Consider the following 12690-nt stretch of genomic DNA (forward strand, 5'->3'; position numbering starts at 1 on the left):
CGGACGACGAAAGCCCGCTGGCCGGCACCCTGGTGGGGTGCCGGCCAGCGGTTCTTGTTCCCCCTGTGGAGGAATGTCTTCGGTTGTTGGCTGGTGGTGGTGGGGTCAGCTGGTCCAGTGCTGGGCGACGAGGTCGGCGGCCTGCTGCTCCCACTGGGCGTAGTGGTCGGGGTAGGCCGACACCTGTACGGTCTGCGCGGCCTCGGTCAGCGGCATGTCCTGCCAGCCGTCGACCTGCTTGAGGCCCTTGAGGAAGGCCAGGGTCGAGTATTCGGGGTCGGTGATCTGCTCCACCGTGCCCCAGCCGCTTGAGGGGCGCTGCTGGAACAGGCCCTGCGAGTCGTGGTCGTTGCGGTCACCCAGGTGACCCAGGTTCTCCAGCTTCGACTCCTGCAGCGCGGTCGCGATCGACACCACCGCGGCCCGCTCGTCCATACCGGCCTTCTTCGTCGCCGCGATGATCGCCTTCACATTACCGACCTGCTCATCATTCAGATCAACATGCGACTGGTTGGACGGGACGCCGTGCGGCAGCAGCTTGCTGACATCCGGCTTGTCAGCCTGCACCACCGCGACCGCAACGGTCTTCACGGGGGTGGTGTCGGCGTGAGCGGCCACCGGACCGGCGAACAGACCACCGGTGAACGCCACACCCGCAATACCCAACACACTCTTCCGCAGCATCGTGTTCATGACAAAGCTCCATCCGGGGGTCGACGCACACACACCCAGGGGGAAACGGGCGCATACACGCAAGCACCAGAAAGGCACTCAAAGAGGGGGAAAGTTCTCCGGGACGCGGGGCCGATAGGGCCGCTTCGCATCGCCGGGACCATGTGTAACGACCACCGACCCGCCATCATTCCCGGGGGCCACCCGCGGCGGCGGGCAGTCGTTCACGGCCGTTCAGGGATGTCCAACGCCCCCGACCCGCCACCCATTCCACCCCGAGCCCCCGACCGCCCTGCAATGTTGGTCCGAAACCGCCCCCCTGGGGGCCAAACTGCACCAAGATCGCGGCTGAACACCGACACACTGCGCAGAGGGCGCATCCGGCGTACAGGGCGCATCCGGCGCACGGGGCACGGGGCACGGCGGGCCACACCCCATCCGCAGCGACACACCCCCAACCACGCCCGCAACGGAGCCCGACCGCCCTTCCGCGACGCCTCCGGCGTCCGGGAGAACACCGGACGGCAACGAGGATTTCTCATTTTCACCGGATCGGGTCGCAAGCCCACCTAGTGTTGGGCACACCGGTGCTAGTCACGGAGTTGGCCACCCGAACGACGTCCCACACAGTCAGCGGACGAAAAGTGAGGGAAGACGCGTATGAAGGCAACAAGATTTCTCGTACCGGCGGCAGGCGGGGTCGCTCTCGGCGCGCTGCTGCTGCCCGGTGCCGCGCTGGCCGACACGACCGTGTCGCCGTCCACCACGCCGGTCGGTGGAACCGTCGTACTGACCGCGACGGGCTGCAACCCGAAGTCAGGTGACGCGATCTTCCGGGTCACCGGGCCGGACCGCGACCAGAACGTCCGCTCCACCACCGCCGCCGCCGGCGGCGGGTTGAGCGCGGAGCTGTTCACCGCCGGCTTCACCCTCGGCACCTACACGGTGGCCGCCACCTGCGGCGACGGTACGGCCGACGGCAGCGCGACCTTCACGGTCACCCCGATCGGCGGCGCCGAGGCCGGGGGCCGTGACGGCGACGACGGTGTCGGGACGATGGCCACCGGCGTCACCCTGCTGGCCACCGCGTTCGGCGGTGGCGTCATCCTGGCCCGGCGACGACGTCACGCCGTCACCGCCGCGACACACTGACCCACGACTCACCCCATCCCATCCTGTGACGGGTGCCCGTACCGTGCTCGACGGTACGGGCACCCGAGGTGGCCGGGCAGACGCGGTTCCCGCCCCACGCGGGCACCGGCGAACGGAGGTTTCGGTGCGGGCGTACCAGTTGGGCCGCCTCCTGGTCGCGGCGCTCGCGGTGGGCGGTATCGCGCTGGTCGGCGCGGGTGCGACGCGGCTGCCGGTGCGACCACCGCAACCGGACGGTACCGCCGCTCCGCACCGGACGGTGCCGCACCTGCCGCCACTACCCCGGGCCGTCCCCGTCGAGGTACGCATCCCCGCCATCGACGTCCGCGCGCCACTGCTGTCCGTCGCCGCCGATGCCGCCGGGGCGCTGGAGGTGCCGCCGCTGGACCGCCCAGCTGTGGCGGGCTGGTACCGGCTCGGGGTCAGTCCGGGAGAGACCGGCAACGCGGTGCTGGTGGGTCACGTGGACTCCCCCGACGGGCCGGCCGTCTTCTTCCACCTGGGACGTCTGCGTCCCGGGGACACCATCGAGATCGTCCGGGCCGACGCCCGGATGGTGCGCTTCGCCGTGCACGACGTCCAGGCGTATCCGAAGGACCGGTTCCCCACCGACCTGGTCTACGGCCCGGGCGACACCGCCGGCCTCCGACTGATCACCTGCGGCGGTCGGTTCGACCGGGACACCGGCGAGTACGTCGACAACGTCATCGTGTTCGCCACCCGGGCAGCGTGAACCGCGTTTGACCCTCGGGGCGCCGGGAAGACCCGTCGCCAACGGCAGATTTCGCGGCCTCCCAGGCCGCCGCGTCCCGGTCCCGCTCCGCCAGCCCGGCACCGGCGAAGCGGGGCACCACGATGGAGTCGTTCGGCAGTCGCCGGGGTGCCCGAACCGGATCGCGTTGACCGGCCCGCCAGCGAGAACGTCGGTCACTCAGGGCCCGAGCGACGCGAAGTCCCGGCCGCCGGCATTCTAGCCGTGGCGGAACCTTCCTGACTGTCGACGCGGCCGGTCGGCCCTTTGCGGCGACGCGCGCCCCCGCTGGCGGTGGCCGAAGCCGCGACCGGAAGGATGGCGAGGTGGCCAAGCGAGACAGACGACCAACCAGCGGACCCGAGGTGACCGGTGCGTGCCCGTGCGGGCAGGGCCTGCCGTACCCGGACTGCTGCGGTCGGCTGCACCGGGGCGAGGCCGACGCGCCCACCGCCGAGGCGCTGATGCGGTCCCGGTACGCGGCCTTCGCCGTCGGCGACCTGGCCTACCTGCTGCGCAGCTGGCACTCCCGTACCAGGCCGCCACGGCTGCACCTCGACCCCGCTCAGCGCTGGGCCCGGCTGGAGGTGCTCGACACCAACGGCGGCGGCCTGTTCGACAGCACCGGCACCGTGCAGTTCCGCGCCCACTACCGGGAGGGACGCGCGCCGGGCACGGTGACCGAACGCAGCCGCTTCGTCCGCGAGGACGGCCGCTGGGTCTACCTGGACGACGACCTCGGCTGAAGCTGGTCAGCGCGCGGGTTCCCCACGACCGGCGCGCGCGGGCTCTCGTCGCCGCTCGGCCGGGTAGCCAGTGCCGCCGCGATCAGCAGGTACGGCACGGCGGCGACCGCGAACGCCACCGGGTTACCGGCCACGGTGGCGACCAGACCGTACCCGGCGTACACCACAATGATCGTCAGGTCGGTGCCCATGCCGGCGAGCGAGGTGACGGTGGCCCGGCCCGGCCCGGTGATGCGGGCCTGTAGCCGCGCGTCGGCCAGCACCGAGGCCAGTTGCAGGCCGCAGAACGCCACTGCCACCAGCCCGAACCCGGCCGGATGACCCGACAGCGCGCCCCCGGCCAGGGCCAGCGCCGAGCCGGCCAGCAGCAGCGCGTAGCCGCGGCTGCCGAACCGCTGACCGACCGGGGCGAGCAGACCACCGACGATCTGCCCGACCGTGACGGCCAGGAGCAGCAGCGGCACGGTGGTCAACGCGACGCCGGTGTCGCGGGCCAACAGCGGCGTGTACTCGTCCAGCGCGCCCCAGACGGCACCGACCCCGGCGACGAGCAGCACCGCCCGGCGCACCGACCGGTGACCACGGGCCTCGGCGACTCCCGCGCGCAGCGCCTGCCACCAACCGGGTTCGTCCTCATCCTGGTCGGGTCTCGCCGTCGCGGTGTCTACGCCGCTGACCACCGTTGGCACCTCCCTACCCATGCCAGGCACGACGGAGTCGGCGTCGAGGCCGTGCGGCACGGTGTGATCGGTGTCGAGGCGGCCCGGCCGGCAGATGCCGTCGCCGGCCCGGTCGAGGTCAAGGCCGGCGGCCCGGCGGTCGTCGGGGAAGCGGATCGCGACGGCCGCGGCGAGTAGGCAGGCCGCGACGCTGGCCGCGCCGACCGCCGGGTAGCCGCCGAGCCCGAGCACCGGAGCGGCCAGCACGATCGCCCCCAGCACGCCGACGGTGCCGGCGGTACGCGCCCGGCCGATGACGCGGGCGTACCGGTCGACGGCACCGAGCCGGTCGAGTTCGTCGAAGACCAGGGCCTCCGTCGCGCCGGAGGCGAGCGCGCCGCCGGCCCCCCAGAGGACGAACCCGGCGGCGAACGCCGGATAGGACGGAGCGACGGTCCACAGGGCGAATGCGGCGGCGGTGCACAGCGGCGCGAGGCAGAGCATCCGCCGCCGGGAGGTCGCGTCGGCCCAGGCCCCGGACGGCACCTCCAGCGCGATGCCGGCCAGCGACCAGATGACGAACAGCGAGGAGATCTGCCCGACCGACAGGCCGGTGTCGGCGAAGAGCAGCGCGTACACCGGGTAGAGCAGCACCAGGTCGGTGAGGAACGCGTACGCGTAGAGCGTGCCGGCCAGGCGGCGGGCACGCGGCGAGGTCGAGGTCATCGGGGCCTTTCGGGTGGGACGGTCACGGACGCGAGTGTCACGGCGTCCGGGCGGCCCACGGCCTCGGATGACGGATCAATGTCGCCAGGTCATGGCGTCGATGCTAACGCCCCGCTCGGCACCTGCGCGCAGGTGTTTCGGGCGCAGGTGAATCGGGCGGGACGGGACCGGCACGGGTCCCGTCCCGCCCGTCGGTCAACGTTGCTCGCCGGTCTTCGGCAGCACGATGGTCGAGTCGCTGTCGGCGGAGTCCCGCGGTGCCGGCACCTGCGGCGGATTCGGGGCGACCACCTGGGTGGCTTCCGGGTCGTTCTCCGGCGGCGTCGAGGATTCCGGCGCTGGCCGCGTCGGGGCGGCGCTCTGGCGCGGCAGCGGCGTGGTCGCGTCGGGATCGTCGGCGGGCCCGGTGACGATCTGGGTCTCGTCGGCATCGAGGGAACGTCCGGTGACGACCTGGGTCGCCTCCGGGTCGTCGACGGACGACGAGCCCGCGGCGGGGTCAGCCACCGCACCGGTCACCGGGTGGGAGGTGTGGGGGGCGGCGTCCGGGGCGCGGTGGCCCGGTGCGGGGTCGGCGAGACGTTCGTCGGAGTCGCGGCGGCCGGCGGAGTACGCCCGGGCGTGCTCGGCGATGGTCCGTGACTCCCGCTCGGCCCGGTCGAGCCAGGACTCCCACCGGCTCTGCATCGGACGAATCAGACCTCCGCCGACCCCGACCACGAGAATGCCGCCGATGGTGGCCAGTACCGCGATCAGCACCGGCGTGGTCACCGCGGTGGCGACACCGATCTGGTTGAGCGCGGCGATGATGCCGAGACCGAGAATGAACGCCGAGGCGACGGTGGCCAGCAGCCGACCGTAGGAGAGCCCGCCGAGCGCGCCGGAGATGATGTCCTTCACCGCGCTCGCGATGGCGGCGGCCACGACCACGATGACGATCGCCACGAAGGCGCGGGGCAGCCAGGCGATGACCCCGCCGATCAGGTCGGAGATCGGGTTCGGCCCCCAGACCCCGAAGGCCAGGTAGAGGGTGAGCAGCAGGATCCCGTAGTACGCCAGCCGGGCGACGATGTCGCTGGCGTCGTAGCGGGCGCGGGCCAGGGCCCGGCGGATGCCGCCGCGCTCGACCGCACGGTCGAAGCCGACCCGTTCGAGCAGCCGGTTCACCAGCTTCAGCGCGGTCTTGGCCAGCAGCCAGCCGACAACCAGGATGGCCACGAAGGCGAGCGCCTTGGGCAGGAAGAGAAGTATCGAGCGGAGGGTGTCCCCCACCGCGTCACCGAAGTCGTCTCGCATCGGATGGTCCTCCACAGGGGCAGGTGGTTCGTCCGGCCCGACCTACCCGCCTGCCCCTGCGCAGAAACCAGTGACGGTGACGAGCTACGGGCGCAGTTGGGCCAGTGAGGCGACCGCGACGCCGTGCGCGTACTGCTTCGAGGCCGCGTCGATCAGCGGACCGAAGTCGTACTGGATGAGCGCCCCGTACTGGAAGAGCCCCATGCCGCCAGCGCTTGCCTGGGCCACGTGCGTACGAGTGACGGTGTCGTACGGGCCGAAACAGAAGAAGCCACCGTTGAGCCAGATCGGATCGTGGTAGTTCATCCAGAATTCCTCGTTGACGCCGTACGGGGTTCCCATGCAGTACGGCTGCCACTGGGTCTGCACCCGGGTGAACGCGTTGACCAGCAACGACCTCAGCTCGGTGACGCTGAAGCGGGCCTGGGCCCGGGCGATCAGCGCGATCGGCCCGACGGCGCCGAGCAGGATGCCGAGCTGGTTCTTCGCCGAGGCGTTGGTGACCGCGTTCCACAGCGCGTCGATGAGCGTCACGCAGCTTGTCACGTCCTGCGCCCAGCGCTGCTTGAGGCTGAGCGGGAACTCGGCGATGTCGGCGAACTCGAGCACGTGGTGCCGGACGCAGCCGGTCGCCTCGGCCACCGCCAGCGCGTCGGCGTGTGCGTTTATCGCGTCCCGGGAGGCGTTTACCGCGCCGATGATCTGGCTGGTCGCCTGCTCAAGTGTGAGGCCGCCGTTCTGCGAGCTGTTGAAGTACGAGTAGGCCGCGGCGGCGAACTGGATGATCGTCGCCACCGTAGCCGGGTCGACGGCCGCCTGCGCCGGTCGGGCGCCGCCCGGCACGACGAGCCCGGTGGCCAGCACCGCAGCGGCCATGCCGGTAGCGAATCGCTTACGTAGTCTTGTCACCGATCGCCTCCCTGGTTGTCCATGGTTTGTAGGACCGCCCGGGCCACCGCCCAGCTCGTGCCCGCCCCGGCGGCCTCCAACAGCGAATCCGGCGAGTACGGGCCCTCCCGCCAGTCACCGAAGTACTCGTAGTCCTGGAATTCCAGTCGCCGACCGTCGGGCGCGGTGCAGGTGTGCACGACCTGGTAGATCGACGGGTGCGGATCGAGCTCACCTGGTGCGGAGGTGCAGACCGGCTTGAGGTTCTCCACGATCGACTCCAGTGCCTCCCGGTAGTGGCGCATCAGCGTGGTCGTGCCGAACCCGGCCTTGACCCGGGCGGTCAGCGCCATCGGGTAGAGCGTGTGGATCGCGTATCCGAGGTCGTTGCGGGACTTCCTGTCCGTCATCGCGTTGAAGACGCTCGCCGCCACGTCGGCGTCGTGGGTGACGGCCATCGCCCAGTCCCAGAGCGTCTCCTCCTCGAAGATCTCTATGTCGTTGAACTCCACGATGTGCGCCCGTGCCGCACCGAGCCACGGTGCCGCGGCGAGGGCGTCCATGTGCGTGAGCACCACCGACTCGGCATCGTCGACAGCCAAGATGGTGTCGGTCACCAGCTGGGCGATCTCCTCGGGGCTGAGCCCGCCGTCACTGAACAGGTTCAGTAGCTGGATGACAGTGGTGCCGACCTTCTGCACGGGCACCGTGCCGTCGGCGGCGTGCGCCGGCACCGCCGTACCCGAGACAGCCAGGGCGACCGCCAGCGTGGCGGCGACGAGCGTACGTACCGGTTGACGTCCCATGGCGATCTCTCCTTCGCCCTGTTATCGACGGACGCGAATAGCGTGGACCGCACACCACCGGCTTGTCTTCGTCATCGGTGACAACTCGGATGCGCGATCGGGCAGCACCGCTTGTCACTTGTGGTGACCCGATCGGACGAGGTGCCACCCTTCGCGGACCGCTGGTTATTGCTCGGGTCGGGGCACTAATCTCTGAGGTTGAGGTGACGCGGGAACGGCTGGACCTTCGAGGCAGGGGCTTCAATGGGAGACCTGTTCCACCAGCTCAGCAAGCAGGTCGACCGCAATGCCCGACGGGCCGTTCGGGTGTACCAACGCGAGCTACCCGAGTTTCGGCAGGTCGATGCGTCCAGCCATGGGCTCGCCGCGATGATGGATTTCGCGGTGCTGCTCCGCCGCCGCACCGCTGCGCTCGCGGCCGAGGAGCAGCCCTTCACCGACGACGACCTGCGGCAGATGGAGTCGGTCGGCCAGGAGCGCGGCGAACGCGGCATCTCCGCCGGAGCCCAGCGCCAGGTGCTGATGCTGCACTCGACACTGACACTTCAGGAGATCCGCGAGGCGTCCGGGCCGGACGACATCGAGGACGTTATGCGGATGCTGCGGTGGCTGGGCCCGCAGGGCGCGGTCGCCCAGGCCGCGTACACCCGGGGTTTCCTCGCCGGGCAGCACCGCAGTGTGCCGTTCGCAGCGCGGATACAGCGCCTCACGCTGGCGCTACTGCACGACGACCCCGCCGCCGGCCAGCTCGCCGGGGACCTCGCCCTGTCCCACCAAGGGCAGTACCTGGTCACGGTCGTCACCATCCGAGGTGACACGCGACGCCTGACCGCAAAGGTGCGCGCCCGGATCGTCGAGACGCTTCTGCATCTGCACCGCTGGCCGATGATGTGGCGCAAGCCGTCGGAGTTCGTCCTGCTGACCCCCGTGTCGGGGACGGTCGGAACGCTCGTCGCCACGGAGCAGCAGACCGCTCTCGCGGTGATCCGCGGTCTCGCCGACGCCGTCGGCCGTCCGCTGTCGATCGGCACCGCCGCCGGGTCCGCCGGCAGCCTCGCCCAGACCGTCGACCTGGCCCGCCGGGTCAGCTGCGTCGCGCCCGCACAGCCGAGCCCCGAGTGCCTGCACACGGTCGCCGACGTCCTGATCGAACTCGCGGTCGCACAGCTACCCGCGGTCGATCGCTGGCTCGACGACCTCACCCGCCGCCTCTCCGCCGGCCCCGATCTTGTGGAGACGCTCGCCGCCTACTACGACAACGACATGAACCGCCTCCGTACCGCGGCCGCCCTCAACATCCACCCGCGCACGCTCGACTATCGCATCCGCCGGGCCCACGACCTGCTCGGCTTTCACCCCGCGACAGCCCGAGGCGTACGCCTCATCGGCGCCGGCATCGCCCGCGCTCGGGCCGACCGCACGCAGTGAGCGGGCCCGCGCCGGCCCGCCGCAGCGCCGCGGCCACCTCGACGAGCCGCTCCGGCCCAGGACGACAACCCTGGGCCGGAGCGATGGAGCTGGTCGATCAGACGAAGTTCACGTCACTGCACCACATGTACGCCTGGTCCAGGTGCGAAGCCTGCCAGATGACGAAGACGATGTGGCGTCCGGTGTAGCCGGAGGTAGAGACGTTGAACGAGATGTTCTGCGCGGGCGCGTACCTGCCGGTCTGCGTGATGAAGTCGAGGTTGCCCCAGCCGAGCTGCTGGGTGGTGGGGTCGAACCCCTGCTTGCTCACGTAGACGCGGAAGAAGTCGGCGCCGTGGCTGGCCTGGTCGTACAGCTGGACCGTGAAGTTGCTGCTCACGTTGGTCGTCCGCCACGCACCAGGCTGGTTCAGGCTGTTGTTCCTGGACAGCCCGTTGCTGCACAGCTGCCCGTCCGGGGTACGGCCCTGGAAGTTGCCGCCCAGACCGTCCCGCAGCGCGCTCATCCAGTTCCACATGGTGTCGGGGTTGGCTTGGAACGCCTGCCAACACATGGGGTCCTGCTGCTGCATGGCCGGGTTCGTGTGCTGGCTTCCCCAGCTCTGCCAGCACTGGTAGGCGCGGGAGGCCGGGTTGATGATGGTGCCGTGGGCCTGGACCGGGCTGCTCCAGGGCAGCACGCCAACCATCATCGCGAGCAGCACGGCGAGCACCCGAAGGGGCTGACGGACGCCGGACCGGGTTCGTCCGGAGCGGTCGGGCCTGCGTGAAGGCATGGTGCCTCCTCCGTTTCTTCGGTGGTGTCAGTGTGGGAGCGCTTCCAACGACAGACAAGCATCGGCTCAGATGAATGTCAACAATGATCTATTTTGGTATTGGTGTGTGCCGAGTTGGTCGGTCTCGGCGTTAAGGGCGACAATGCGGCATCCACCTGGGCCGATGCAACGTCCGGCGACCCACGAAGTAGGCCGATCGACGGGTCGGATCGAAACTTTCGGCGGTTGACAGCGCCGGCGACTCGGTTCTCCGGCCGGACCGAGAAGGCGCTGTCGGACGCGGTGCCGGGCTGCGCGGCCAGGACGTTTGACCGGGGGCGGCGGCGGAAAGTGTGGCGGGATGAGATGGGCCCGCCACGCCGTACCCGCCGCCGTCACCGCCCTTGCCGCGCTCGCCGCCCGTGACCTGCTGCAACGCGAGCACGCGCTGAGGCGCAACTTCCCTTTGCTGGGTCGGGCCCGCTACCTGCTCGAATCGCTCGGACCCGAACTACGGCAGTACATCGTGGCCGGCAACAACGAGGAGCGTCCGTTCACCCGGGACCAGCGCCGCTGGGTGTACGCATCCGCGAAGCAGCAGAACAACTACTTCGGGTTCGGTACCGACAACGACATCGAGTACACCCCGGGATATCCCGTCATCAAGCATCGAACCTTCGGCCGGGCGGTACCGTCGTCGACGCCGACGTCCGGGCACGAGGTGCGGCTGCCGTCGGCGAAGGTGCTCGGGGGCGCACGGCGACGCACCCACGCGTTCCGCCCCGAATCGGTGGTGACCATCTCCGGGATGAGCTTCGGCTCCCTGTCCGGCCCCGCAGTCGAGGCGTTGAACCGGGGCGCGGCCCTCGCCGGCTGCCTGCACAACACCGGCGAAGGCGGGCTGTCCCCGTACCACCGGCACGGCGGCGAGTTGATCCTGCAACTGGGTACCGCGTACTTCGGCAGCCGGGACGACCGGGGCCGGTTCGACCTGGCCCGGCTCAAGGATGCGGTCGCCGGCGCACCGGTGCGCGCGCTGGAGATCAAGCTCAGCCAGGGCGCCAAGCCCAGCCTGGGCGGTCTGCTTCCGGCCGCGAAGGTGTCGCCGGAGATCGCCGCGACCCGGGGCATCCCGACCGGACAGGACTGCGTCAGCCCGTCGCGGCACGCGGAGTTCTCCGACTGCGACAGTCTGCTCGACTGGGTGGAACTCCTGGCGGCCGAGACCGGTCTGCCCGTCGGCATCAAGTCGGCCGTGGGCGACCTCGACTTCTGGACCGAGCTGGCCGACCTGATGCGCGACACCGGCCGAGGCGTCGACTTCGTCACCATCGACGGCGGCGAGGGCGGCACCGGCGCCGCGCCACTGATCTTCACCGATTCCGTGTCGCTGCCGTTCCAGCAGGGCTTCGCCCGGATCTACCCCATCTTCGCCGAACGTGACCTGCACGAACAGGTCGTCTTCATCGGCTCCGGCAAGCTCGGCCTGCCGGACAACGCGGTGGTCGCGTTCGCGCTCGGCTGCGACATGGTGGCCGTGGGGCGGGAGGCGATGCTGGCGATCGGCTGCATTCAGGCACAGAAGTGCCACGCAGACACCTGCCCCACCGGGGTGGCCACCCAGAACGCCTGGCTGACCCGAGGACTGGACCCGGCATCGAAGTCGGTCCGGGCGGCGCACTACATCAAGACGCTGCGGCGGGACCTGATGAAGGTCGCCGAGGCGTGCGGGGTGGAGCATCCAGGGCTGATCGACACCGACTCCGTGGAGATACTCGGCGGGCGGACCAGCGCCACTGCGCTGCGCGAGGTGTACGGGTACCGTCCGGGCTGGGGCCTGCCGTCGGCGGCCGACCGCAAGGCGGTGGTGGAGCTGATGTCCGTCGAGGGCCCTCAGGGCGGCAGCGCTCCCCCCTCGCCGACCGCCCAGCGTTGACGCCCGGCGGCCACCCCGGCGGTGGGCAGTGGTGCCGTGAACCGGGGTGGGCGCGGCGCGGGTCAGCCGGGACCGACCCGCGCACGTTCGGGCCGCCCGAGGACGGATTGCGTTCGTGCCATGTCAGTACGGATCAGCGGCAGGCACCGACCCCTCCTCCGGCGTCGGCCGTCACCACCGTCCTGGGCGGCGGCGCCGGTAGGGCGGGTGGTACCCGTCGCGCCGGAAAAGTGGAGTGACCGATCCGGACCGACGGGACCGGCCGCCAGAGCAGGTTGACGGTGACGCCGCCGGGACCCGACAGACGTTGCCGGCCCCGGTAGCCCAGCCGGCGATAGAGGCGCAGGTCGTCGTCGCCGTGCGCCTCCGCGTACGCGGGCAGGCCGAGATTGTCCATGTATCGGTGGCTGCCGGCGAGGACGGCGGCGGCCTGACGAGCCCGGTCGGTGTCCGGGGGTGCGGCGAGGAACGCGAGGTGGTTGTGCGCCTCGGCGGGCCGCCGCGCGGCAAGCAGGTGATCGACATGGCGGAAGCGCGGGGCGTGTTCTCCGCTGGCGTCGTCGAGTCGCTCGTCATAGCGGGGTGGCGGCGGGATCGGGCGATAGCGGTGGAACCAGACGGTGGCGGCGGTCCCGTCCTTGAGCAGGAACGCGTCGCCGAACAGCAGGGCGTGCTCGGTCCAGATGCGGGCCACGGCGGCGATCACGGCGGGACGCCGCCGCTCGTCGGGGACGAGCCACGCGCCGAGAGAGGTCGGGACGATCGTGGCGGTGAGCAGGTCGACGATCCAGTCGAGGTCGCACCATCGGGCACGGTTGACGGGCAGGGTGACGTGCATGGGTACTCCTGGTGTGGCATGAAGTCGAAGGACGGTGC

At 70.7% G+C, this 12690-nt stretch carries 10 protein-coding genes and 2 pseudogenes; 5 read left to right on the plus strand and 7 right to left on the minus strand.

Annotated elements, in window-relative coordinates; all coding sequences use genetic code 11:
• Window positions 1-105 precede the first annotated feature (105 nt).
• Window positions 106-693 carry a hypothetical protein gene (locus O7601_RS21825; RefSeq protein WP_281562945.1) on the minus strand — a complete coding sequence of 196 codons (588 nt, stop codon included), beginning with the start codon at window positions 691-693 and terminating at the stop codon, window positions 106-108.
• 639 nt (window positions 694-1332) lie between these two features.
• Between O7601_RS21825 and O7601_RS21830 the strand changes: the two genes are divergently transcribed.
• The 3 genes from O7601_RS21830 to O7601_RS21840 all read left to right on the plus strand — a co-directional run bounded on the left by O7601_RS21830 (window position 1333) and on the right by O7601_RS21840 (window position 3321).
• Complete coding sequence (locus tag O7601_RS21830; protein ID WP_281562946.1) at window positions 1333-1824, plus strand: hypothetical protein; 492 nt, start codon at window positions 1333-1335, stop codon at window positions 1822-1824.
• 124 nt (window positions 1825-1948) lie between these two features.
• Window positions 1949-2557 carry a class F sortase gene (locus O7601_RS21835; RefSeq protein WP_281562947.1) on the plus strand — a complete coding sequence of 203 codons (609 nt, stop codon included), beginning with the start codon at window positions 1949-1951 and terminating at the stop codon, window positions 2555-2557.
• A gap of 344 nt (window positions 2558-2901) precedes the next feature.
• Window positions 2902-3321, plus strand: coding sequence for a YchJ family metal-binding protein (locus O7601_RS21840; protein WP_281562948.1), 420 nt, complete (start codon window positions 2902-2904; stop codon window positions 3319-3321).
• Here O7601_RS21840 and O7601_RS21845 read toward each other — a convergent pair.
• The 4 genes and pseudogenes from O7601_RS21845 to O7601_RS21860 form a co-directional block, all read right to left on the minus strand.
• Window positions 3297-4688, minus strand: a pseudogene (locus tag O7601_RS21845) (MFS transporter); the annotation flags it as partial. The gene O7601_RS21840 and the pseudogene O7601_RS21845 overlap by 25 nt on opposite strands.
• Before the next feature lie 588 nt (window positions 4689-5276).
• Window positions 5277-6002 (minus strand): annotated as a pseudogene (locus O7601_RS21850) (hypothetical protein); the annotation flags it as partial.
• 84 nt (window positions 6003-6086) lie between these two features.
• Window positions 6087-6911 (minus strand): hypothetical protein, encoded by an 825-nt coding sequence (locus tag O7601_RS21855; RefSeq protein WP_281562950.1) that lies wholly within the window; start codon window positions 6909-6911, stop codon window positions 6087-6089.
• Window positions 6908-7696 (minus strand): hypothetical protein, encoded by a 789-nt coding sequence (locus O7601_RS21860; protein WP_281562951.1) that lies wholly within the window; start codon window positions 7694-7696, stop codon window positions 6908-6910. The genes O7601_RS21855 and O7601_RS21860 overlap by 4 nt, the downstream gene beginning before the upstream one ends.
• Before the next feature lie 243 nt (window positions 7697-7939).
• Here O7601_RS21860 and O7601_RS21865 point away from each other — a divergent pair, with 243 nt between their 5' ends.
• Window positions 7940-9124 carry a helix-turn-helix domain-containing protein gene (locus tag O7601_RS21865; RefSeq protein WP_281562952.1) on the plus strand — a complete coding sequence of 395 codons (1185 nt, stop codon included), beginning with the start codon at window positions 7940-7942 and terminating at the stop codon, window positions 9122-9124.
• A gap of 97 nt (window positions 9125-9221) precedes the next feature.
• On the opposite strand, the gene O7601_RS21870 is transcribed toward O7601_RS21865, so the two are convergent.
• Window positions 9222-9899 (minus strand): lytic polysaccharide monooxygenase, encoded by a 678-nt coding sequence (locus tag O7601_RS21870; protein ID WP_281562953.1) that lies wholly within the window; start codon window positions 9897-9899, stop codon window positions 9222-9224.
• Between the two features lie 340 nt (window positions 9900-10239).
• Between O7601_RS21870 and O7601_RS21875 the strand changes: the two genes are divergently transcribed.
• Entirely contained in the window at window positions 10240-11814 is a 1575-nt protein-coding gene (locus tag O7601_RS21875; RefSeq protein WP_281562954.1) for an FMN-binding glutamate synthase family protein, read from the plus strand.
• 133 nt (window positions 11815-11947) lie between these two features.
• Here the strand turns inward: O7601_RS21875 and O7601_RS21880 are convergent, their stop codons facing one another.
• Window positions 11948-12652 (minus strand): hypothetical protein, encoded by a 705-nt coding sequence (locus O7601_RS21880; protein ID WP_281562955.1) that lies wholly within the window; start codon window positions 12650-12652, stop codon window positions 11948-11950.
• Between the last annotated feature and the right edge of the window lie 38 nt (window positions 12653-12690).

The sequence above is a fragment of the Verrucosispora sp. WMMD573 genome, from assembly GCF_027497175.1.
Lineage (GTDB): Bacteria > Actinomycetota > Actinomycetes > Mycobacteriales > Micromonosporaceae > Micromonospora.

Excerpts from the sequence above, each read along its gene's own strand:
- O7601_RS21825 (WP_281562945.1), bottom strand. The coding sequence starts at position 693 with ATGAACACGATGCTGCGGAAGAGTGTGTTGGGTATTGCGGGTGTGGCG.
- O7601_RS21830 (WP_281562946.1), top strand. The coding sequence starts at position 1,333 with ATGAAGGCAACAAGATTTCTCGTACCGGCGGCAGGCGGGGTCGCTCTC.
- O7601_RS21860 (WP_281562951.1), bottom strand. The coding sequence starts at position 7,696 with ATGGGACGTCAACCGGTACGTACGCTCGTCGCCGCCACGCTGGCGGTC.
- O7601_RS21865 (WP_281562952.1), top strand. The coding sequence starts at position 7,940 with ATGGGAGACCTGTTCCACCAGCTCAGCAAGCAGGTCGACCGCAATGCC.
- O7601_RS21870 (WP_281562953.1), bottom strand. The coding sequence starts at position 9,899 with ATGCCTTCACGCAGGCCCGACCGCTCCGGACGAACCCGGTCCGGCGTC.
- O7601_RS21875 (WP_281562954.1), top strand. The coding sequence starts at position 10,240 with ATGAGATGGGCCCGCCACGCCGTACCCGCCGCCGTCACCGCCCTTGCC.
- O7601_RS21880 (WP_281562955.1), bottom strand. The coding sequence starts at position 12,652 with ATGCACGTCACCCTGCCCGTCAACCGTGCCCGATGGTGCGACCTCGAC.